Source organism: Mariniflexile sp. (assembly GCF_052728615.1).
Window position 1 is genome coordinate 15216 of the sequence record NZ_JBFVFE010000023.1, and the last position, 22377, is coordinate 37592.

19 protein-coding genes are annotated in these 22377 nt (G+C 36.4%); all 19 read right to left on the minus strand.

Annotated elements, in window-relative coordinates:
• Position 1: 1 nt before the first annotated feature.
• Positions 2-1327, minus strand: coding sequence for an agmatine deiminase family protein (locus ACU1LP_RS10280; protein ID WP_445734229.1), 1326 nt, complete (start codon positions 1325-1327; stop codon positions 2-4).
• 83 nt (positions 1328-1410) lie between these two features.
• Entirely contained in the window at positions 1411-3834 is a 2424-nt protein-coding gene (locus ACU1LP_RS10285; RefSeq protein ID WP_445734228.1) for a CehA/McbA family metallohydrolase, read from the minus strand.
• A gap of 24 nt (positions 3835-3858) precedes the next feature.
• Complete coding sequence (locus tag ACU1LP_RS10290) at positions 3859-4140, minus strand: hypothetical protein (protein ID WP_445732337.1); 282 nt, start codon at positions 4138-4140, stop codon at positions 3859-3861.
• Between the two features lie 35 nt (positions 4141-4175).
• The gene (locus tag ACU1LP_RS10295) at positions 4176-5729 is read right to left on the minus strand and encodes a M20/M25/M40 family metallo-hydrolase (RefSeq protein ID WP_445734227.1); all 1554 of its coding nucleotides are present in this window, start codon (positions 5727-5729) and stop codon (positions 4176-4178) included.
• Between the two features lie 96 nt (positions 5730-5825).
• Complete coding sequence (locus ACU1LP_RS10300; RefSeq protein WP_445736204.1) at positions 5826-7613, minus strand: DUF885 domain-containing protein; 1788 nt, start codon at positions 7611-7613, stop codon at positions 5826-5828.
• A 294-nt stretch (positions 7614-7907) separates the two neighbouring features.
• Positions 7908-9206, minus strand: coding sequence for an amidohydrolase family protein (locus ACU1LP_RS10305; protein WP_445734864.1), 1299 nt, complete (start codon positions 9204-9206; stop codon positions 7908-7910).
• A 73-nt stretch (positions 9207-9279) separates the two neighbouring features.
• Positions 9280-10029, minus strand: a complete 750-nt coding sequence (locus tag ACU1LP_RS10310) for a DUF6090 family protein (protein ID WP_445732333.1) — start codon at positions 10027-10029, stop codon at positions 9280-9282.
• A gap of 65 nt (positions 10030-10094) precedes the next feature.
• Entirely contained in the window at positions 10095-10253 is a 159-nt protein-coding gene (locus ACU1LP_RS10315) for a hypothetical protein (protein ID WP_445732332.1), read from the minus strand.
• A 331-nt stretch (positions 10254-10584) separates the two neighbouring features.
• Positions 10585-11490, minus strand: a complete 906-nt coding sequence (locus tag ACU1LP_RS10320; protein WP_445734387.1) for an alpha/beta hydrolase — start codon at positions 11488-11490, stop codon at positions 10585-10587.
• 97 nt (positions 11491-11587) lie between these two features.
• On the minus strand, positions 11588-12895 hold the full coding sequence (locus ACU1LP_RS10325) for a Zn-dependent hydrolase (protein WP_445734388.1): 1308 nt from the start codon (positions 12893-12895) through the stop codon (positions 11588-11590).
• Between the two features lie 290 nt (positions 12896-13185).
• Entirely contained in the window at positions 13186-13902 is a 717-nt protein-coding gene (locus tag ACU1LP_RS10330) for a serine hydrolase domain-containing protein (protein WP_445736205.1), read from the minus strand.
• A gap of 66 nt (positions 13903-13968) precedes the next feature.
• Positions 13969-15201 carry a DUF711 family protein gene (locus tag ACU1LP_RS10335; protein ID WP_445736206.1) on the minus strand — a complete coding sequence of 411 codons (1233 nt, stop codon included), beginning with the start codon at positions 15199-15201 and terminating at the stop codon, positions 13969-13971.
• Between the two features lie 76 nt (positions 15202-15277).
• The gene (locus ACU1LP_RS10340; RefSeq protein ID WP_445734602.1) at positions 15278-15817 is read right to left on the minus strand and encodes a nuclear transport factor 2 family protein; all 540 of its coding nucleotides are present in this window, start codon (positions 15815-15817) and stop codon (positions 15278-15280) included.
• A gap of 183 nt (positions 15818-16000) precedes the next feature.
• Complete coding sequence (locus ACU1LP_RS10345; RefSeq protein WP_445734603.1) at positions 16001-16744, minus strand: DUF6090 family protein; 744 nt, start codon at positions 16742-16744, stop codon at positions 16001-16003.
• Positions 16745-17095: 351 nt separating this feature from the next.
• Positions 17096-18325, minus strand: a complete 1230-nt coding sequence (locus tag ACU1LP_RS10350; protein ID WP_445734604.1) for an amidohydrolase — start codon at positions 18323-18325, stop codon at positions 17096-17098.
• Positions 18326-18544: 219 nt separating this feature from the next.
• Positions 18545-19828: an agmatine deiminase family protein gene (locus tag ACU1LP_RS10355; RefSeq protein ID WP_445736207.1), complete on the minus strand. Its 1284-nt coding sequence runs from the start codon at positions 19826-19828 to the stop codon at positions 18545-18547.
• A gap of 32 nt (positions 19829-19860) precedes the next feature.
• Positions 19861-20373 carry a hypothetical protein gene (locus tag ACU1LP_RS10360; RefSeq protein WP_445732829.1) on the minus strand — a complete coding sequence of 171 codons (513 nt, stop codon included), beginning with the start codon at positions 20371-20373 and terminating at the stop codon, positions 19861-19863.
• Between the two features lie 52 nt (positions 20374-20425).
• Complete coding sequence (locus ACU1LP_RS10365; RefSeq protein ID WP_445732830.1) at positions 20426-20926, minus strand: ester cyclase; 501 nt, start codon at positions 20924-20926, stop codon at positions 20426-20428.
• Between the two features lie 113 nt (positions 20927-21039).
• Entirely contained in the window at positions 21040-22350 is a 1311-nt protein-coding gene (locus ACU1LP_RS10370) for an amidohydrolase family protein (protein WP_445736208.1), read from the minus strand.
• Between the last annotated feature and the right edge of the window lie 27 nt (positions 22351-22377).

Genomic DNA, 22377 nt, shown 5'->3' on the forward strand with positions numbered 1-22377 from the left:
CTTATTTTTTACTCGGTTGCTGTTGTGTGGAACAGTGAATACCACCACCATCCCAGTTTTGTGGCATGGCGTTGATGAACACTATTTTTCTATCTGGGAACTGGGTTTCAAAAATCTTCCGTACGCGGTCTTCTTTTTCTTTTGAAGAACCTTCGGCAACGTAACTGGAGGCCAATACAACGCCGTTGGTAACCAGATAATTGAGATAACTTGAAGCGGGAACACGGAGTAACGTATCGCCAATTTTTGGTGCTTCAGACATATAAAAACTGTTGGAAGGAAGGTCAAAATAGAATTCTTCAGAATATTCCTTTCTAGCAGTGATTTTTTTTGTGATTAAATCGGGTAACGGAACTTTTATAATAGTGAACGGTTTGCCATCTTGGTCTGTCGCATTTTTTAATATTTTGAAACTTTCATTAAGGCGGTCATAATTCATTTTATTGACAGGATTCAAATCTTTTTCTGATTCATCAACCCAAGCCAATAAAATAGTATTTGCATTTGAAAACCGCACAAATTCATCGGAGTGTTGCACACCACCACCAACATAATTGCCTGTGATGCGTCTGAAAAAACCATTTGGATCGTCTGCCAATCCTTGTTTTAGCCAAATCACTTTTGAAACGCCCAAAACTCTTTTGAATTCACTTTCAATATAGTCTTTTGTTAAGTCAGGATTTCTGTGTTTTACGGCTGATTCACAAACGATAAGCGTTCCTTTTCCGTTTACCTCAATATTACCACCCTCATTTACAATATCGGTTTTAAGTATTTTAGCACCTTCAATATTGGCCATTAGGCTGTCTACTTTTCCTGTTCTCTGCATTGACGGTAGCCTTCGGTTAAGGTATTTGTTAATACTGTCTGTATTACCGTTGTATTTTTCCTTTAAAAATACAGGATATCCATAATGGTTCCAGCCAAAATCGGCCACTCCAAGTTCACCTTTATCATTGACTAAAAAAGCTGCGCCATGGTCCCTGATCCAATAGCGACCTCCAGGCATTGTATAGAATTTTATATTGGTAGTATCTACTTTATTACGAATGAGGTAATTTTTGGCGGTTTGCATCAAGCTATCAGAGTTGAATGCCATTTTTACCATTACTTTTGGCGTCAAAGTTTTGATCATTTTGGTAACTACCGGGTAGAAGCCTAATGTACTATCAGGTTCCCACCCAAGCCAAACCGCGTCTTGTGGTTCCCATTCCGCAGGTATGTAAAATTTTTCTGATACTAAATCTGCATCCGTAGTCTTTTCATTTTTACAGCTTATGACTAGAAAAATCAGTATTGATAAGGTGATGTATTTTGTTTTTTTCATATTCTCGTTTTTTCAAGTTTTAGGATTTTATTGTTCTTGTCTCTTGTCTCTTGTTTCAGGTTTTTCTAACGTCTAAAATCAAACTATTGCTTTCCTCCACTTATAATTGCAACCAACTTTTCCTTTGCTTTTGAGAAATGAGCCTCCAAATTGGGGATTTTGTTTTCTCCATAACCTTTGTTCAAACTTTGTTCTGATACTTTTAGAATCTCGAGCAGTTTTTCCGCAGCATTCACTTTACTACTTTGCATAGTACTCCCTATTTCATTAAACCATAGCGGAGAGCTCTCGGCAAATATGAAACTATCCATCATGGGCCATTCTGATTTGGTACCAGAAACCCGAGCTGTAATCCACCCACCTTCAGGTATTACGATCGTGCCAGTATAGGTCTCGCTTGTTCCTTTCTTGCTTTTTTGGCTCCAAACCACTTTTCCGTTCACAAAAATTTCCGCTTGGTCATAGGGAACAGGTGAGTGCACTGTTAGCTTCCATTTGGCTTTCTTTTTATTCGATTTAATGACATCACCCACTTCCTTATCATCAACTGAAAATAAAATCTGAGGCCCATTGCTCACAAAACTTTTCCCTTTTTTAAGTGCTTCTAAATAACTTTCTTGGGAAAATTCTCCCTCGGGGTTTACATATACTCTGGTTGCCCCAATTGCCATGGTTCTATACAGGTCATTCATTACATCACTACCAGCGGATAGCGCAATAGGGATGCCCAGGTTAAGAAACTCATGCCATAAGGCCGCTGTGCCAATTTCATCCGTCCAAAGACAACCTACTTCTAAAATATCCACTTCACCCAAAACCACATCTGCCGTCAAGGAAATAGGGATGCCGCGGGCATTTCCTTCTTTAAAGGGATCTCTTACTTCAACAGGATGAACATATCCTCCAAGTCCGCCTTTTTCGTGGGCAAACCGCAGCGGTTCTGCGTTAAGCCTATCATCTGCTTCATAAATATCATAATAGGGTCCCCAAACCCAAGGCCAGTATAATTCCTTGGTTCCAATCAAATTCAAATGTCCTAAGAAATGCGACCGTACCTCCTGACCAAAAGATATGATGGGCAGGCTATTATTTTCCCAACCTAAAAGGTCTTCTTCAAGAAATCTATTGCCAAGATTTGCCAACAAAGGAAAAGCAATATCTATTTCTTCAGCTTTAAGGTCTATACGGATATCTTCAGGGTCTAACCGATTGGAACCCCCATAATTTAAATGGAAATGATTGTCACCTGAATACCACCCATTTTGCTTGGCATTCCAAATTCGGTTCAGATTCATTTCAGTTGTATTCGCACCCGATTCTAGCTTAATCTCCTGAACAGTTTTAAGTGTAGAAAAACCATGTACCGCAGTAATAGTAAGGTTCCCAATAAGGGCTTCTATTTCAATTTCACCGGGAGAATAAAAGAATACAATTCCATTTTGCCCTTCTGAATGTATAGCGCCTGATGTTGGAATAATGGGATGTCCATTTTGATCAATAATACTCATTCTAACCGCTTCAATTTTTCCATCAACACGGCTGGTGATTTTTAGTGTTCCGGTTGCTTTGCCCCAATCCCATTTTTTTACGGTTAGTACTTCCGGTGAACCACCATATACTGAGATTCTTTCTAATTCTGAGGTCTCATTTTTGTTGTTTTCCGTATAATAGACCCAGGCACCATCATAGCTAAATTTGGGAGATAGAGGCAGGCCATTACTTTTGGTAAGTAACATTTTACTTTTAGGAATGAAGATATTAAGCAAGTGAAGCTCGTAATCATCACCATTAGCCCAAGTATAGGCCAAGGTTTTGTTGTCTGGCGCCAAGGTAAAAGCGGCCTGAGATACAAAGTTTTCTTCTACTAAAAATGATGAAGTGCCTTTGGCTATATCTAACAATTTTATGGCGTCATAGGAGAAACCATATTTATGAAGAAAAACCACATAATCTCCTTGGTTTGTAGGCACAGGAAGGCGCTCAAGGCTATCATCATCAGTTAAAATGGTGCTTTCAAGTGTTGAGAGATCTAATTTCCAAAGATCGAATGACCCATTTTTTGCCGAAGAATAGTAGATAAATTTACCATCCTGTGAAAAGATCGGATCCAGATCTAAAGCATCGGAATTCACCAGAATAGTTTCCTCATTAGTGGTTAAATCTATTAGAACTATCTGTGTATTTAGGGTATTATCACGAACAAAAGCAATTTTACTGCCATCAGGAGACCAATTGGGCCTGAAATCCATATCAGAGGAAAAAGTAATCCTTTTAGCTGCTGATGTATTGAGATCCATGACCCACAACCAGCCTTTTGCTGAAAAAACAACGGCATCATTTGATGGGGATGGCGCAGCATCCGTAGGCCCCCCATTTAAAACAGGTAATTCGTACCCTTCTAAATAAACATGATGACCGAAACCGTCAACTAATGGATATCGGTTAGACCATTGCGCTTGCGCGGAAAGGACTGCTAAAAGAAATAAACTGAAAATAAAATGTCTCATATGTTTTTAATTTGTTAGGAATTTTTAACGGTTAGTATATTGAAAGTAGGTGATTTCGAAAACACTATCACTCGGCATGGGTGTAGATAGTTCCAAACTAACATAACCGTATAATTTTTTTAGAATGGTTTTCCCATTTTGATGAGCCAAAATTGCTGCGCCAGCAATTTGTATACTATCAATACTTGCTTGCAATACTGAATCAGCAAATGATGCTAATGGAGTTATGGTTTTAGACTTTTCAGTTTTACAGCAAATGACTAGAAAAATCACTAATGCTACTAATGTGTATTTTGTTGTTTTCATTTTTCTAATTTTTGCTATACATATAGTTATAGCGATTACTCTTCCCTCGGCAATCGCAAATCCTCTTGTGCAATTTGGTACACCAGTGCCGCAATTACCGTTGCATTGACCATCATATCGCGTTCCGGCACATATTCCAAAACATCCAGATTGGTGTGATGCGTTACGGTATTATAGTTTAACGGATCTTGAATGATTTGAAAACCCGGGATTTTATAAAAATCGAAAACCTCATGGTCAGTAAAATTGGTATTTTCAATGGTTAGCGTATTCACATCTAAATAGGCATACGGTTCTAACATTTGTTGAAAAATGGGTCTGACGGCTTCGTTTCCTTGTAAATAGATACCTCGCATTTGTCCGGCACCATTATCCATATTTAGATATGCCGAAATTTTCTCCACCTCTTTTTTTCGGGTTGTTTCCTTTACTTTTCCATAGTGATTTTTTGCATAAGCTAAAGAGCCTATTTCTCCTTGTTCTTCACCGCCCCAAAGTGCCATTCTAATCGTTCGTTTTGGTTTTAATCCTGACGCTTTAATAATGCGCATCACTTCCATCATTACCGCCGAACCTGCGCCATTATCCGTAGCGCCAGAAGCGGAATGCCAAGAATCAAAATGGGCACCGATCATTACCACTTCGTCCTTCAGTTTCGGGTCTGAACCTGTAATTTCTGCTAAAATATTCACGCTATTTTCAGGTTTTAGATATAATTCAGCATCTAAATTGAATTTAATTTTAGGAGTAATTTCCCTATCAATTAGACGTTTTAATTTTCCGAAATTTTCTGGAGCAATCGCAAAATAGGGCATTGGTTTTACGTCGCTTTCTCTATAATTATAGGTTCCACTTGGATGGATAACACCCGGGAATAAAGGTGTAGCTCCTAAAATACCTAAAGCGCCTTCGGTTTTTAAGAATGCAAAAAAAACGTCATCCTTTCTCTTGTATTTTTCAAAAATAACCTCTAAATCTTCAATGGTATCAATATCTCCAGCGTTGGAATTTAAAGCATTATCGGGTGTAGGCGAAATTGATTTTTTGGCTTTCTTAATTTGGTGTTCGGTGTATCGTTTTGAAAGTGGTTCAAACAACATATTCTGTTTTGGGGCTGAACCCATTAAGATGGTTTTTCCTTTTAATTTTCCGCTCCATTGTTTTTTTACCAGTTCCATATTGGCATAACTTTCAATCCAAACTAAATCGCCAATCTGCACACCGTTAGAGGGTTCTGTCCACGCATACGGGTAGGCCTGTATTTTCATGTAAGCAGGCTCGGTCATTTCTACATTGAATGAATTTACTTCCCAGCCCATACAATCGTCACAATAGTTTTCGAAATACACCTTGTCCATTCCCCAATTTTCCATTGTTTTCTTGGCCCATTCCGCCGCCGTAAAATATTGATTTGTTCCTGTTAACCGTGGGCCGTACACATCAGATAAATCTGTAATTAGATTCATAACCTGCGATTTTTGAAAGCCTTCTGTATTGATTTTAGCAAGTGCTTGTGGCAATGTTTGGCTTGTTGTCACAAATCCTATCAAGAGGAATGCAGTGATAAGTATTTTTGATATTTTTTTCATCCTTTATTTTTTAATTAATTGATTTTTTATATTGAGTGTTTTGGTTCATGTTTTAAGTTTTTCTAACTTCTAACTTCTAACTTCCAACCTCTTATCTCATTTCCCACCCTTTTCAATCCAATCTCTAACCCGCTGTTCCAAAACTGCTAGCGGCATATCGCCAGCATCCAAAATTATGTTGTGAAACGCTTTAATATCAAAGCCATCACCCAAGGCTTTTTCGGCTTCTTGGCGTAATTTTGAAATGGTAAGTTGCCCAATTTTGTAGGATAGTGCTTGTGCAGGCGTTACCATATAGCGCTCTATTTCTGATATAATAAAAGCCTCTGGAAAAGCTTCATTGTTTAGCGAATAGGTTATGGCTTCCTCCCGTGTCCAACCTTTAGAGTGTATTCCAGTATCTACTATCAATCGAATAGCCCTGTGCATTTCTAAAGTTAACATCCCAAAATATTGATAGGGATCTTGATACAATCCCAATTCTTTTCCAAGCGATTCAGCATACAAACCCCATCCTTCATCATAGGCTCCAGAATATGTAAACTTTCTAAATGGAGGAATGCGCTCGTTTTCTAACGCAAGCATTTGCTGATAATGATGACCAGGGATGGCTTCGTGTAAAAATATAGCCTCATCAGCATTTACATTATAAGCCGTAACATCGGGAATAGGAACATAAAACACACCCAGTCTTGAGCCATCAGGATTACCAGGATTGTATTGCGGACTTGCCGATTTTTCACGAAACGCCTCGGTGCGTTTAACTATAAAAGGTGTTTTAGGTTTTTTATCAAACAACTTTGCTAGCTGTGGTGCCATGCGTTTATAAATGCTATCAAAATTACTTAGCACTTGCTGCGGGTCTGTGTAGGGCATTAAGTCTTTATTGGTGCGTACGTGATTAAAAAATTCAACCAAGCTGCCTTCAAAATCGACTTGTTTTTTAACCAATTCCATTTCTTTTCTAATCCGCACTACTTCAGACTTTCCTAAATTGAATATAGAATCTGCCGATAGGGTAGTGGTTGTCCAAAATTCAATTTGGTTTTTATAATAGTCGGCTCCAAAGGGCAATACACCAATGCCTGATGTGGATCGAGCAGCTTCTAGATAGTCCGTTTTAAAAAATTCGGCTAATTTTTGATACCTCGGAATAATGTCCTCTTTTATAATGCTTTGGTAGGTAGTTTCAATGGGTGATTTTTCGGCTTCCGTAAATCTTTCCGGCATATTTTTTACGGGACTGTAAAACAAATGGTCTTCTACAGGGCCTTTTGCCATGGCCTCAAATTGAGGAATTATTTTTAGTACTATAGATTTTGGATGCACATAGCCTAATGTAATGCCTTCCCTCATATTCGCCAATGCGGTATCTAACCATATCGTGTAATCTTTAATTCTTTTTAACCAATTATCATAATCTTGGAGGGTTGCAAAAGGTTGAAAGCTGCTACCCGAAGCCAGTTGAGCTATATCCAGATTGACCGCTTCAAATTGGTTTATGGGTAAATACTTTATAAAATTGTGGTTGGCTGCCAGTTTGTTTTTAGAGTACCAGACCATAATATCATAATTTAGCTGATCTGAAGTATTGAGCTGGGCGCTGTCATACTGTTGAATTTTATCCAAATGTGTTTGATAATGCGCAATTTCTTTAGCTCTAAATTCATCGGTCAAGTTATTGGGCATCCTATCTAAATACTTATTAATACTATTACGATTTCCGTACAATGGGTTTAATGCCAAACTGCCTTCATAAAAACTGTCATAAACTTCTGAAATAGGAGGTAGGTCTGTTTTTTCAGCTTCCTTTTTTTTGTCGGCACAACTTGTTAAGACGAGTGCGAATGCGAGCAACAGCGTAATGGATTGGATAGTTTTCATAAGCGGTTGGTAGTAAGATTTTTATAGTTACCATCCAATATACTCATAAACGACATAGATTTGAAGTCTCTTTGTACGAAACGTACGTTTGACTGTCCGAAACTACCGTTATATTTACCGAGAGCGCTAAACGTGTAGCCGTAAAGAGTCTAAAGGCGTAGCAGCAGATGTTCCTTAATTGCTTTTTTGGTTGTTCTATTCTATTTTGAAATTGAAATTTTTAGGTTCAAAGTTTCAGGTTTCAAGTTTTTGCTATTTTTCTAACTTCTAACTTCTAACTTCTAACCTCTAATCTCATTCTTCCGTATTGTATAATTTCCCATTCTTTATTACTAAAAAGATGTCGTCAATATGTTCAATATTTTCTATAGGATTAGAATTTAAAAAAAGCAAATTCGCTTTTTTACCAACGTCAATAGTACCTTGATTTTTAAGAATCCCAGTGGCTTGGGCCGAATTTTTAGTGGCAGCAACAAGGGCTTCAAAAGGCGTAAAACCTGCTTCATTCACTAATAATTTCATCTCATGTTGAACAAATGTTTCTTGGTCTGAGTCGCTACCAGCAGCGATGAGTACACCCTTTTTGTGTGCTTGCTGAATTATTCTTTTTCCAATTTCGTATCGCCAAATCATTTTAGGACGGTTTTTGTATATTTCTAATACTGAAAATGTTGCATCTAAAACGACCTTGTTTTTAATCATTAATTTATACAGTTCTGAAAAGTCTAATTTTTCAAACGCTGCATCCCAAAATTCTTTTTCCTTTCCATTTGGTTTATGGTCAATCCAAGACTTTATTAAATTTTCACTCTCATCATTTTCGTAAACCAACATATTTGCGTGTGAAATTGATATCACACCACTTGCTATTATTTCAGATGGTTTAGCGATTTGCAATGCTGCGTGAGACCAAACAGGAATATTTTGTCTTTTTGCTTCTTCAACAATTTTTACAACTTCATTATTCGATAAATCTGCATACATTTTTATACCTGAAGCACCTGTGCCTTTGGCTTCAGCTACATCTAGTACCATATTAGAATTATCACCAATTGCTTTCATATAGGGCATTTTTCCGCTAATTCCTCCTTGAGCTGAAGCGATGGTTCTTGGGTCAGCAAAAAATGTTGAACCCGCCATTAAAGCCGAATAGTAAATATGTGGTGCCACTATATCGCCCACTAATGCATCTCTTGATAAACTGGCCAAGGCTCTCGCATCGCCAGCCATATCCCTAATCGAAGTGATACCTGTCAACAGCATTTCTTTTAATACCTTTTCTGCATTATCCCTTCTTTCTTCTGTTGGGTCTGTTGCAAAATGTACGTGTGCATCAATTAAACCTGGGAGTACAAATTTTCCTTTTAACCGTATGGATTGAACCGTATCAGTAACGCTATAATTTTTAGAAGGTAAAATGGCGGAAATTTCATCATTGTGGATTACGATGGTATAATCATACAGTATCTCATTTGTGTTTACGTCAATAATATTAACATTCTGCAACGCATAAGAGCTAAAACTGAATTGAGCGCTTGCGGTAGTGCTTATTACTAACAGCAGGATTGAGGTTAATTTTTTTAAATTTTTCATTTGGTAATTTTTCAAGTTCTTTGCGTATTAAATTTGTTTTTCTTGTTTATGGTTCTGTACTTTTTGATTCCAATTATTTATTTGGAACGTAAGTTTCCTTTAGAATTTTATTGATGATTAAATCTAATTCAACGAGCCTGTTTTTGCAGTCGACAACTCTATATATGTAATCGTCCATGATATTTTCAAATTCAATCTCTTGAAAAATCTGGAGTTTATCTATGGTAAGGTTGGTTTTGTTTTCCCATTTTAAATGACCATAAGCATCCACGTCTTTTAGGGCATATTTTTTTGTTAGATAGGGAAGTACCTCGTCATCAATTTTAATCAGCACTCTTGCAGACCTATCGTTTAGAGATTTCATCGTTCGTCCCCATTCATATATTAAATCTACCAATTCTTGATTATGGAGCAATTCCAACCGTCCTGATTGGATAAGGCCGGAAATAGTATTTTCGGATGGTCTGAAAATTGGAGGGTCAATTGCATAAAACAATAAACTATCAATATTATGATTGTTGATGAGCGCTTCGTCTTTGCCAATGAGGTCCATCAGGATTTTTAGTGTATTTGCACAACTATCAGATTCTTCAAGGCTTGTTTTGATGATTGTCTTGTTTTGTAAATATTCGTTATGAATGTTTCTTACAATGCCTTCTTCTTCAATTTTCAAGATGCGTTCTTGATTCCAATTATTAATACTCAATGCAATCAAAATCCCAATGACCACGAGGATGATTTCGCCGATGGCGTATTTTAGGTATTTGGATGTTTTGCCTTCTGCGAGAAGGTTTTTGCGGATGTTTCTGAAGATTTTTATCATTTTTTTTATTTTTTTTTGTCCCGTTAGGGACTATATCTTGGTAGCCGATAACGTGTTGTGTTTGTTTATGTGCCTTTAGGTACATTATATTGTGCGTTTTGATATGGCGTACCTAAAGGCACGCTGGTCGCCGTTTCGTTTTTTGCTACCGATATGTTGTCCCTAACGGGACAGTGCAAGTTCTGAAAACCGTTTTTGCGGATTTTACTGAAGAGTTTTATCATTGGTTAATGGGCGGTTATAATGAAGCATAATTCGTGATAATGCGATTGTTTTATGTTCTATTCTTGAGGTTTTCTACTTCTGTTATATGATTTTATTTTAAACTTTGAAATTAATTTTATAATAAGTGGTTAAGTACATGACAAAAATTTATTAACATCAAATTATTAAAAAAAGCTCCTTAAATAATTCCTCCCCTTTCTTCAAGGGGAGGTGCCGATAGGCGGAGGGGTCAATTTTAATAGTTATTTTTATGATATAAGATTATTTTTGTCATGTACTAAAAATAAGTGGTTAGCTTCATAGAAAAAAATAATGTGTATTAAGCTTCGTTTATTCTATGTTGAATCCTGCTTTTATAAATTCTATCGCTTTCAAATGTGCAGGCGTTTCAGTTTTAACAGACAGCCAATTAACTACATCATGGCCTACACCTTCGTTTATGAAGCTTTTAGTTGTGATGCCATTTTCTTTCAATTTTCGCATAAACAATTCTTCTTCTGCACGAGATGTTTCATATTCCCCCAAAATGTTGAATGTAGTGGGTAGTCCAGAGAGATTTTTAGACCAGAGCGGTGAGCCATAGTCACTTCTAACATCCTTTTCATTAGTAAAATACAACTCTTTACATTCCGACCAAGATGAACCTCCGCCATCAAGTGCAGCATAGACAAGTAGTTGAAACGTAAACTTTGGACCCGCTTTGGTATCTCTTGCTTTTAGTGTTGTGGCGGCAGTAAAGTAGGCTCCAGTACTTTCGCCGGCAATTGCAAATTGTTTGGTATCCAATCCGAGTTCTTTTGCGTGGTTCCAAATCCATTCGGTGGCATCATAAACATCATTGTGGGCATCAGGATATTTGTTTTCTGGAGCTAATCGGTACTTTATAGCAATAACATTCACATCGCTTTGCGTTGCCAAATACCTGCAGATTTCATCATGACTATCAAGACTTCCAGCAACCCAACAAGCGCCATGAACATAGATTAAGGTGGGTTTTAAATCTGTGCTTTTCGGTTTGTAAATGCGTATATCTATATCACGTCCAGTTAAGGGAATTGTTTTATTTACAACCGTTACCTCAAATTGGGTTGTGTCGGGTCTGATAGACTCCACTTGTTCCCTGAATTGGTTGATACTTTCTGGTGTGGATAACCAAGCCTCTTGGGATATACCCATTAAAGGCGTAAAAAGTAGCAACGCAATAAAAGCAGGGACGCATATTTTTTTTGATTTCATAAAACGGATTTTAAGATTGTGATTTAGTATTTTTATTTGGATTGTGTTGGGTTTTATAATTAATGTTGTAAGCAGTTCTTTCTAAATGTTTATTATGTTACTCCTTATCTAATTGTAAAATGGTTTGAAGCAACACGTTTGCTCCGTTTGCCATATCTATGGATTTAGTGAACTCTTTTGGCGAATGGCTGATACCACCGACACTTGGAACGAAAATCATTCCTATCGGTGCAATCAAGGACATTTCTTGTGAGTCGTGTCCTGCGCCACTTTGCATATATTTTGTACTTAAGCCCAAGTCTTTGGCAGATTTTTCGATGGTTTGCTGCAAGGTTCTATTGGTTAAGGCAGGTTTTATAGTATTGTCACGGTTTTCAAAACTGATTGTGGTCTTGGTTTCGGTGGCAATAGTTGCTGCCTGCTTTTCCATTTCTGCAAAAAGCAGTTCTATTTTTTCAAAAGATAAATCCCGAATTTCCAAACCCAGTATCACTTTACCGGGAATTACATTATAAGCTCCCGGCATCACCTCAATTTTGCCTACCGTAGCCACGTGGTTGCCTTCTGTTTTCAAGGCAATCGCGTTTACTTCAATTATAAATTTGGAGGCAGCGAGTAGGGCGTCTTTTCGAAGTTTCATGGGTGTAGTGCCTGCGTGGTTGGCAGCACCTTCCACCGTAACATCATACTGAACGATACCTACAATGCCTTCTACAATACCGATTTCAATGTTTTCTTGTTCTAAAATGCCACCTTGTTCAATATGTAATTCCAAAAAGGCCTTTAAATCTCCTTTTTTAAGAATAACATTTGAAATAGCATCTGGGTTGCCCCCGATAACCTTGATGCCTTCTGAATAGGTTAGACCCATTTGGCTTTTTTCTTGAAGACCTTCTTTGCTTAAATGTCCCACCATTGCCATACTGCCGATAGTGCCGCCCTCTTCATTGGAAAAAATGATGACTTCCAACGGATGATTGGTAACGATGTTATTTTCATTTAAAGTTTCCATTATTTCCAGTGCAGAAATAGAACCTACGCAACCATCATAATTGCCACCATCTGGCACCATATCGATATGACTTCCAAAAGCAATTGGTTTTAAAGTAGGATTTTTGCCTTTTCTCTTTCCAATAATATTTCCTGCGAAATCAATGGTGACTTCAAGACCTGCTTTCTTCATTTGGGCAATGAACCAAGCTCTCCCTTCGAAATCGCCTTTCGTAAAAGCAACGCGATAGCCTTTGCCATTTTCATCTATTCCAAATTCTGCAAGCTCAAATATTCTACTTTCTATGCGCTCCTGATTAACCCGTAATTTTTCATCCTTTTTGGATTGTCCGTGGGCGGGAATCATAAAACAGCCCAAAATAACAGTAAGGATGACTAATTTTTTTGTTTTCATAATTCGGTTTTTAAGTTTGTGATTTAGTATTTGTTTCATTGTGTGTTGGGTTTTGTAATGATTATTAATGGCATTTTGAACTGGCTTTAATTTCTTGATTAATGCTATTCGCGTTATTTATTTTTTACAAACTGAACCGTCAACGAATCTATTTTTGAAATTAATTTCTTCGAAACATCATCCCTATTTCCAAAAATTGCAATAGTTAATGGTTTTTTCAAATATCTTTTAGTGAACGTGTTAACCCCAAACCAGCTTCCAGAATGTTCAGCAATACTGTCGTTCACAAATCATCCCATAGCATAAGACATATTAGGTTGAAAAGATTTATCGGTTTTTATGTTATCATTTTTCTCAAATAGTAATTGATGTATTTCTTTAGAAAAAATTGAATTATTTCTTAAAGCATTGTCGTAATTAAAATAATCATCAACACTCATATAAATACCTCCAGCCCCTAAAAGCCCAGTTAATGGATGTCCGTCCATTTTATTCCAGTTGCCTAAACTGTCTTTATGGTAATAGAAAGCTCTTTCATCAATAGCAACCTTGGTGGAATCCCAATCTTTTAGAAAAGCATCTTCGGCATCTTCTATACCTGAAGTGTGGTTAATTAAATGTTTAACGGTTACATCCTTAAAGGTTTCATAAGGGAAGAATTTGTAGACTTCATCGTTCAAAGCTATTTTTCCTTTGTCCACAAGGCTTAAAATGGCTAAAGCCGTAAATTGTTTACTTACCGAACCCATTTCCATATTTGTAGAAGCGGTTATAGGTTCTTTGGTTTCAATATTTCTTACACCAAATCCTTTTCCGATAAGCATTTTTCCATCATAAGAAATCAAAAGCGCTACGCCTGGTTCATTGACATCTAAATCAATATTCAAAATTGAATCTATTTTTGCCTCGAAATGTGCCAATTCAGTTGCATTTGATTCCGGTTTTTTATCATTAGGCGATTTGCAGGATACAAATGCGAGGATGATAATTAATAGTAGTTTGTTCATAGTTTTTGGTTTTAATTTGGTACAAGGTTTATATATGTTGTCGGCAACTGGCGTTTCTTCATATTCTCAATTCAATTTCATAACAACCGATGACGTCAGATAAGGATTATCAAAATCAACTATGTCGCCAGCATTTTTTTCGGGAATTGGAAATAATCTTGCCGACAATGCTTTGTTGAAATATTTAATCGATAAAGAGGCTACATCTCTGTATATGCCTTCAATCGTTTCTTTAGAGATATCTCCTGCAACAGGAATCACATCCAGACCCGTTCCTGAAACGGACGAGAACAACAACAATTCCTCAACAGTATAATTATCTTCCATTGCTCTTTTGGCTAAAACCATATCTTCAATTATAGGAAGCATCAGCCCGGAATAACCACAAGATTTTACGTCTAAATTTTTGATGACCTTTGTAATTATCGCGCAAGCACTCAATGTGGTTGGACTGCCAAATGGTTTGCCTGTCAACGTCTCAATGGCTTGCCCAATACTTGCATCCAAACCTGGTGCAGGCGATGTGTCAATTCCGTCATAGTTCCAGTCCGAAGTTTGTAACTTTTGACCTATATTTTCAATGGGTTTAAATTGGTTGTTCAATTCATTTTTTAAATTGACTTCTGCGTTCTCCCAATCAGATGTTTCAAATACTTTGGTAATGAGATTGGGATATTCCAACCCGATAGCAAAACTGTTTTTTCCTTTATGATATGCGACAGGAAAAAAGGGTATTCCGTCTGGGCAATTTGCGGAAGCAGTAAATCTAAAATTCGCTTCGCCACCTTTACTGTTCTTGGATAGTGCAACACAAATTTCCGCTGCTGTTTTAATTGTTTTATTGTGTATTCCCAGACGTTCTGAAGAAATAGGAACACTAAAATTTATGTTGGAAGTCTCTTTAATCAATTTTACGGTCCATTCAGTAAGTTTTTCATCATATTGATTGCCAGATATTAATTCGCCAATAGATAGACTTATGCTATTTTTAACCACTATTTTGTCAATTTCTTTTAGCTGTTGTAGGGTATGTTCGGTTGGGGTATCAATGACTAATTCGTGTAGGTTTTGTGTAGAAATCCGTATATCCTGCACTTCATAACCCTTACTGATGTAGCTGTTTTTGGCTTTTTCTAAAAAAGTGATTGCATTTTTTATTGCATTTAAATCATCAAGATTTTCTAACGTGATACCTGCTGTAATTGTTCTGATTCTAAAATCAAAAGTTTGATTTGGTTTATCTGCACTTATAAGCAAAAGCGAAATAATTGAAAGGAATACTAGTTTGGTTAGTTTCATAGTTATGGTTTTTTTTAGGGTGTTGCCAATGGTGTTGTGCTTTTGTTATTTTTTCCCATTATTATTATCTAAAATTTTAATAAGTTTGATTGACTTTTTTTGTTTCATTTTCAGAAACAAAAGATGGTGGTGGCGGTGAGTCTTTTGTCCAAGTTCCTTGCCAATTTTCGTACTTCCAGACGTTATTATCTTTCACAAATATTGCAGTATAAAAAACTTCGCCAACATAAGTTCCTTCTGAAAATGCTTTAATGCGACCATTGATAATTCCAACATTGTCATAAACTTTTATTTGTTGGTCGAAAAATTCAAAACTCAAGATTTCAAGCATTTCAATTCTTTTTGTGTCGGCTAGAAATTCCGCCTTATTTTGAACAATTCCATCTGCATTTATAGTGAAGAAACTGTCAGAAACATCAGTTTTAAAATATTCGGCTGCATCTGTGAGGGTCAAATTTTTCCACATTTTTTTAAAAGCACTATCGAGTTCTTTTTCGGCAAGTTCTGAATTATTACTATCTGATTTAGTTGATTTAGATTTGTCTGTTTGAGAACAACTAAAAATTAATAATAAGCAGACAAAAGAAATTGATTTTAAAGAGAATATTTTATTCATAGTCATATTTTTGTGCCTACTCTAATCGGTTTTCGGCTTACTCCGTTTTAATCAAAATACCTCTGTTTAATTCACAACGTTGGTTTTTTCGCATTGCATACAACTTGAGTATATAAGAATAGTGATATTCCTTGCTGTGCCTGCCTGCCGACAGGCAGGCTTTCGTTATTTTTAGTACTGTAATTATTCATCTAATAGCTTTTTTACTTCTATAAATTCTTTTCTTAAATTATTATGAATTCGAAGTTGAGAGTTTGCTAAATAGAAATAATTATCAATAAGGTTTTCAAACTCTTCATTGTTAAGAAGCAATTCATTCTTTTCAGATTTGAATTTTGATGGACCAATATTTAATTTAGAATAATTGTTATCCATTTTTCTAAAGTTAAAGTTCTTATACAAAAATGTTTGTAAAACGTCAGCGCTATATTTGGCATTTATTTTATCGAATTCTCGTACATTCTCAATATTGGAACTTAAACCATATAATTTACTTTTTAAAATATTAGAATTTATTAATGCCACTTTTCCGGTATTTAATCCTTCATTTAAGGTTCCCGTTCTAAACTCAACTGTTACACCGGTTAGAATTTTATAAATTAAACTGTCAAGTGATTTTGAATTTTCATTGTTAACTGGTTCATTAAAGAGTTCGAGTATTTTTTTTGAACCCTTCATCCTATCCTGTATTTGTTCAATTGCATTAGTACTCAAATCAATGTTTCCGTTTACTTCGGTTAATAATCTTTGACTAAATTCAATTGATTCATTCTTATTTATTTTGTTATTGTTCCAGTTATTAATTGACAGTGCAATTAAAATTCCAATAACCACAAGAATTATTTCTCCAATGGCATATTTAAGGTAATTAGTTGCCTTATTTTCCTTGATGCTATTTTGTCTAATTTTTCTAAAGAATTTTATCATTTTTTAGCGGTTTTTGATAATGAAGCACAACTGTCTCGGCTATGAGTAGTTGCGTGGGTTAGCACTTAACTTTAAATGTACACACTAAGTTGGAAATTCCGCAGGAATTTTCAACTTAGGCGAGAACAAGCAATTACTTATAGCCATTGTTTTGCTTTCGTTATTTAACTTCCTTACTAATCTTTGCTAAAAGCATGATAACCTCTTCCTTAAAGTATATAAAATGATTTATTTTTTATTGTCTGTTCAACTCCATATAATCAAATACCAAATTACACAAGGCATTTACACCTGTCTTAAACGCACTATCGTCCATGAGAAATTGTGGCGTATGATGTTCTCCAACGGTTTTTAGATCTCTGCCTTTGCTCGTTGCACCAACGAAAAATAAAGTCCGGGTACTTTTTGAGCAAAGAATGAAAAATCCTCTGCACCTGTAGCGGCAGGGATTAACATCACATTTTCCTTACCAGCGGTTTTCTCCAAAGTTGGTAACATCAATTTCGTTAGCTTTTCATTATTGAACGTTACTGGAGTGCGCGTGGTATATGGAAGTTCAACTGTTGCGGTCGTTCCAGCGGCTTGCGCAGTCATTTCAACAATTTCTCTGATTCTTTTATATACAAAAGCCTCGTCTTCATTTGTAAATGTTCTGATCGTACCCAACATTTCTACTTGTTCTGGTATGATGTTGCTTCGATTTCCACCATTTATAGCCCCTATAGTTACAACTGCTGGGTTATCGGTCAATGTAATATTGCGACTTACAATAGTTTGCAGGCTTGTGATAATTTGAGCGGAAACCACTATTGGATCAATACCCATCCAAGGATATGCACCATGTGTTGGCTTTCCTTTAACGGTAATTTTCATATCACTGTTGCCAGCCATAATGCCCGCTGGTTTATAGGTGATTTTTCCAACTTCGGTTGAAGCATCCAAATGCAGTCCAAAAATGACATCTACTTTCGGATTTTCGAGAGCACCTTCCTTTACCATTAAAGAGGCACCACCTTCTTCGCCAAATGGTGCGCCCTCTTCGGCTGGCTGAAAGATAAATTTTACAGTGCCTTTTAAATCGCTCTTCATTTCTGAAAGTATTTCTGCAACTCCCATTAAAATAGCGACGTGACCATCGTGTCCGCAGGCATGCATTACGGAAGTTTCATTGCCATTATAATTCGCTTTTACTTTCGACGCATATGGCAAATCGTTCTTTTCTTCCACGGGCAAGGCATCCATGTCTGCTCGAAGTGCTACAACAGGACCAGGCTTATCTCCTTTGAGAATCCCAACAACACCTGTCACACCTACTTTTGTTTGTACATCTATACCAAGTGACTCTAAATGTTTGGCTATGAGTGCAGCTGTTCGAAATTCACGATTTCCCAATTCTGGATTTTGGTGGATATCGTGTCGCCATTCGATAACTTTCTGTTCGATCTTATCTGCTGCTTTATTAACTGCTTCACTGTGGTCGTTGATTTGGGCGAAAGTTAAAGTCGTAAAAAACATTAAAATGAACAACAATAAAATTTTTAAAGTGTCTTCAAGGTGTGATTGGTTGGTTTTAATTTTCATTTCTTTAATGTATTATAGATTAATTATTTTTTAAAAGAATTTTATCATTTGGTTAGTAGTTGGTCATAATGAAGCACAACTTGTTTATATAAGATTAGCGACTTTTTTAAAGTAGCCAAATTGGTAAACAGAGACTGTTCCTTCCAACCGATGGCTTTTTTAAAAATGTTTAATGATTTTAAAATTTTGTACATCGTTAATTGCATTATAGTTTTACATCTAATTATTTGATAATGCCGGTTGTTGCATACTTATACAATGAATGCCGCCACCTCCCAAATTCACGGCGAGGGCGTCAATCATAATTACTTTTCGGTTTGGGAAAACAGATTGCAGAATTTGCGCAGCTTTTTCATCTTTTAATTTTAACGCCTCGGGCATTCCTTCCCTCCAAATGGTTTGACCAATTATTACTTTGTTGGTAATTATAAAGTTGAGATAACTTAAGGCGGCCATTACTTTTACACTTTCGCCATCGGGGAACGTGCTTCCATTCTCGTAGTCAAGCGTTTTAATGTATTCATATACATAATCGCCGGGATTCATTGTATTGTAAATTGTTCCGGGAAGTGGCATTCTGATTATGGTAAATGGGTTACCATCTTGGTCGGTCGCTTTGGATAAAATCTGATAATTCTCCTCTAGTCGTTTGTTGTTTTCAAAAGCGATTGGGTCGTCCAATTCCGTGGGGTCTATTTGTGCCAAAAGGATGGTGGAATCATTTACAAAACGAACAAATTCATCTACGTGACCATTTGTGGTAACTACGGTATATGCTTTTGTTCCGTCCGAAGTTGTAATAGGGCCGAGAAAGGTATGGTCATCTTCAACCAAACCTTGTTTTAACCAGATTACTTTTTTTGTTCCCAACAATCGTTTGTATTCGGCTTCCATTTGCAGGGTGCCCATAGTTGGATTTCTGCCTTTTTCAACTGCTTCTGAAGTTATTAAAGTGCCTTTTCCATTGACTTCTCGGTTTCCACCTTCACTAATCATTGCACTTGAAATTACGGGCAACTTAAAATGTTCCGCAACCCTTACGTCATATAGTTCCTCCGTTTTGGTGTCAACGTCCAAAGTATCCGCATAGCCCCAAGAATTAAAATTAAAGTCTGCAATAGCAAATGTTTTTTGATTGGTTTCAACAAATATGGGTCCCATATCTCTTGTCCAGATTTCAAAAGATGGTATTACCAAAAGCTTCAGTCGTTTCTGTTCTCCGAAACGGTTTTTTAGGGTTTCTTTTGCTTGATTGAGAAGTTCTTTGTTTTTGCAGGTTACGACAACGTCTATATCGCCAATTAAAGCGTCTATAATTGAAAGGGTAACTTTTTGAACAGATTCACTTTCTTTATGATTGGTCGCTGGCCATATCAACCAAATGGCTTCTTGGGTGTCAAATTCTGCCGGTTGATTTATAACCACCAAATCATTATTTTTCTTTGGCGATGCGCACGAAAGTATTAGTAGTGCAAGTAGAATGCTGGTTAGGATTGATTTCATTTTATGTTTAATATTCACTGTTAGTGATTTTTTTATTCATTAGTCAGGAATTCAGTAACTAAAGAACTATCTTCAGATTCCATTTCGCAGGTCCAACTATCTATCCACCATCTTCCATTTTCGTAATGAACCTGAATGCTATTGAGTCCTCTAACATTAGTTTCAGTTTTTGGGTCAGTTCGTATTTCAAATGCACTCCAGACTTGCGCAATATGTCCATAGTTGCTAACCAATCTTTTAAGTTCTATTTCATAAAAATCTTCTTTCGGCGATAATCCGATTGGTATATATTCCGCTTCGAGCGTATGTGATTCCGCTTTGCCATTTTCATCAAGTCTCGTAATAACCGCATTTTTTGAATGAATATAGTTGTCTCTTTCAAATTCCCAAGGCTCACTACTCGAACCCGAAACAACATCATAATAGGCGTTTATCAGTGTGTCTATTGATGTTACATCTTTCTTGTATTTTTCTTCTTTCGTTTGTCCAAAAATTGAATGAAAGGCAAAAAATATGCTGATGGATGTAATTAGTATTTTCTTCATATTGATTTGTTTTAAATTTTTGTTTATGCGTTATAAATTAAAGTCCGAAACCTTATTTACTCGAACCATTAGATTTAAAATTGAGAATTTGTGTTTTTATGCTTGGGTCATCTGGAAAGGCCCATTGCTCCGCTATTTTTCCATTACTTATTCGATAAATTGAAACTTCGTATATTTCAATTTTAGCACCTGTTGCATCAATGCCTTCGTGCATTTTGGTATGCGTTGCTGTGGCTTTATAGCGCGTTACGACTTTATCTTTTTCTTGAATGATATCCACTATTTCTTCCTTCCAATCAGGAAAAATGGCTCGCCAATCTGAAACGTTTTTTTTAGCATCTTCCATGCCTGTCCATTCCTCACTTGTTAAATAATGACAAACAAAGTCTGAAGTTAGTATTTCGTCTAAATTGTCTATGTCAGCTCCACTCCAAACCTTGTGATATTCTAAAACAACGTCTTTGTTTTTCTCTAAAACCGAATTCTTATCTGTTGATTGGCAGCTAAAGAAAAGTAACAATGTAGTTATTAGTGTTAAAAATGCATTATTCATAATTCTCGGATTTGAAATAGTATTATTTTTCATACTTGTGCAAAACGGTCACATATATGCGGCGTGACAAGCTTTTGCTGGGCATGATCGTCATATACATTGTAAGCAACTATTTATTCTTTTTCAATATAAATTTCACCATTCTTCATCACGAAGACAACATTGAACATCGTACTTGAGAAGTCATATACTATGTCACCTTTTACAGCAATAATATCGGCAAATGCTCCTTCTTTTATACTTCCCAGTTCATCTTCTTTGCCCATAAATTTTGCTGATAAATATGTTGAGGATCTAAGTATGTCAAGTGGTTGCATTCCTTCTTCTTCATAAGCTATAAGAACGTTTTTTGCTGCTTCTCCTTGTGGCATTTTTAAATCAATATAATTATCAGACCCTGTTAATATTGTTACGCCTGCTTTAATGGCTCTCTGCAACCTATCCTGATATCTATCTTTATACCCTTTTGTTGCTATATCGGTATCTTCTTTGTAATCCATAATATCTAATACCTTTTTCAGAAGAGGTTTCGTAAGGTCTGTAGGGACTAGCGCGACACCTTTTTTTGCCATAAGTGTTAATGTTGTGTCTGAAATTTGATAACCATGTTCAATACCATCAACACCTGCGGTTACTGCCTCCCAAACCGCCAAGTCTGTTGTTGCATGAGCCGTAACCTTTTTGTTATAACGATGTGCCATTTTTACGATTGCCTTCATTTCATCCATAGTAAGGCTCGTATTGTTGGGCGAATTGTTAGCGCAAATCTTGATGATGTCTGCGCCATAGTTTACGTGAATCCGTACTGCATTTATGGCATCATCTACATTTTTGACTATGGTATATTCGTCTTCAATTACGTGTCTTTGGCTTTTTAGTAAACCGGGAACTTGTCCGCCTTCAGAAATAATAATTGGTCCAGACACAAACATTCTCGGGCCTATAGTGGTGCCTTCATTGATGGCTTTTTTTAAAGCTACATCAAGAAAAGGGCCTGAATCTCCTAAGTCTCTCACTGTGGTAAAACCTGCTTCTAGCCAAGTTTTGGCTCGGTTAGCACCTCTAAGCACTCGTAAAGCATCGCCTTCAAATAAGACTTTTTCGGCCATCGGATGTTTATCTTTAAAGTCGTCAAGAGACATCAAATGTGTATGACCATCAATTAATCCAGGTAAAACAGTATATTCTGTTAAATCAATAACTTTTACATTTTCGGGAATGGAGCTGTTTTTTCCTACTTCGGTTATTTTATTGTTTTCAATTTTAATAACATAATTTGTTAGGATTTTTCCGTTTTCAGAATCAAATAACTTTCCTGTCTTAATAAAAGTGATTTCATTTTTTTCAATGGATTGTGCAACTGTTGGTTTTGTGAAGAAAATAAAGTAACAAAGTATGCACACGTATTTTAATTGTCTTTTCATTATTTTGGTTTTAATTGTTGTTAACGG

Bases quoted from the DNA above. Each gene is read 5' to 3' on its own strand.
- ACU1LP_RS10300 (WP_445736204.1), bottom strand. From the start codon at position 7,613: ATGAAAACTATCCAATCCATTACGCTGTTGCTCGCATTCGCACTCGTC.
- ACU1LP_RS10360 (WP_445732829.1), bottom strand. From the start codon at position 20,373: ATGAAGAAAATACTAATTACATCCATCAGCATATTTTTTGCCTTTCAT.
- ACU1LP_RS10330 (WP_445736205.1), bottom strand. From the start codon at position 13,902: ATGAACAAACTACTATTAATTATCATCCTCGCATTTGTATCCTGCAAA.
- ACU1LP_RS10310 (WP_445732333.1), bottom strand. From the start codon at position 10,029: ATGATAAAAATCTTCAGAAACATCCGCAAAAACCTTCTCGCAGAAGGC.
- ACU1LP_RS10285 (WP_445734228.1), bottom strand. From the start codon at position 3,834: ATGAGACATTTTATTTTCAGTTTATTTCTTTTAGCAGTCCTTTCCGCG.
- ACU1LP_RS10340 (WP_445734602.1), bottom strand. From the start codon at position 15,817: ATGAATAAAATATTCTCTTTAAAATCAATTTCTTTTGTCTGCTTATTA.
- ACU1LP_RS10320 (WP_445734387.1), bottom strand. From the start codon at position 11,490: ATGAAATCAAAAAAAATATGCGTCCCTGCTTTTATTGCGTTGCTACTT.
- ACU1LP_RS10370 (WP_445736208.1), bottom strand. From the start codon at position 22,350: ATGAAAAGACAATTAAAATACGTGTGCATACTTTGTTACTTTATTTTC.
- ACU1LP_RS10365 (WP_445732830.1), bottom strand. From the start codon at position 20,926: ATGAATAATGCATTTTTAACACTAATAACTACATTGTTACTTTTCTTT.
- ACU1LP_RS10350 (WP_445734604.1), bottom strand. From the start codon at position 18,325: ATGAAAATTAAAACCAACCAATCACACCTTGAAGACACTTTAAAAATT.
- ACU1LP_RS10280 (WP_445734229.1), bottom strand. From the start codon at position 1,327: ATGAAAAAAACAAAATACATCACCTTATCAATACTGATTTTTCTAGTC.
- ACU1LP_RS10295 (WP_445734227.1), bottom strand. From the start codon at position 5,729: ATGAAAAAAATATCAAAAATACTTATCACTGCATTCCTCTTGATAGGA.
- ACU1LP_RS10335 (WP_445736206.1), bottom strand. From the start codon at position 15,201: ATGAAACTAACCAAACTAGTATTCCTTTCAATTATTTCGCTTTTGCTT.
- ACU1LP_RS10325 (WP_445734388.1), bottom strand. From the start codon at position 12,895: ATGAAAACAAAAAAATTAGTCATCCTTACTGTTATTTTGGGCTGTTTT.
- ACU1LP_RS10355 (WP_445736207.1), bottom strand. From the start codon at position 19,828: ATGAAATCAATCCTAACCAGCATTCTACTTGCACTACTAATACTTTCG.
- ACU1LP_RS10305 (WP_445734864.1), bottom strand. From the start codon at position 9,206: ATGAAAAATTTAAAAAAATTAACCTCAATCCTGCTGTTAGTAATAAGC.
- ACU1LP_RS10345 (WP_445734603.1), bottom strand. From the start codon at position 16,744: ATGATAAAATTCTTTAGAAAAATTAGACAAAATAGCATCAAGGAAAAT.
- ACU1LP_RS10290 (WP_445732337.1), bottom strand. From the start codon at position 4,140: ATGAAAACAACAAAATACACATTAGTAGCATTAGTGATTTTTCTAGTC.
- ACU1LP_RS10315 (WP_445732332.1), bottom strand. From the start codon at position 10,253: ATGATAAAACTCTTCAGTAAAATCCGCAAAAACGGTTTTCAGAACTTG.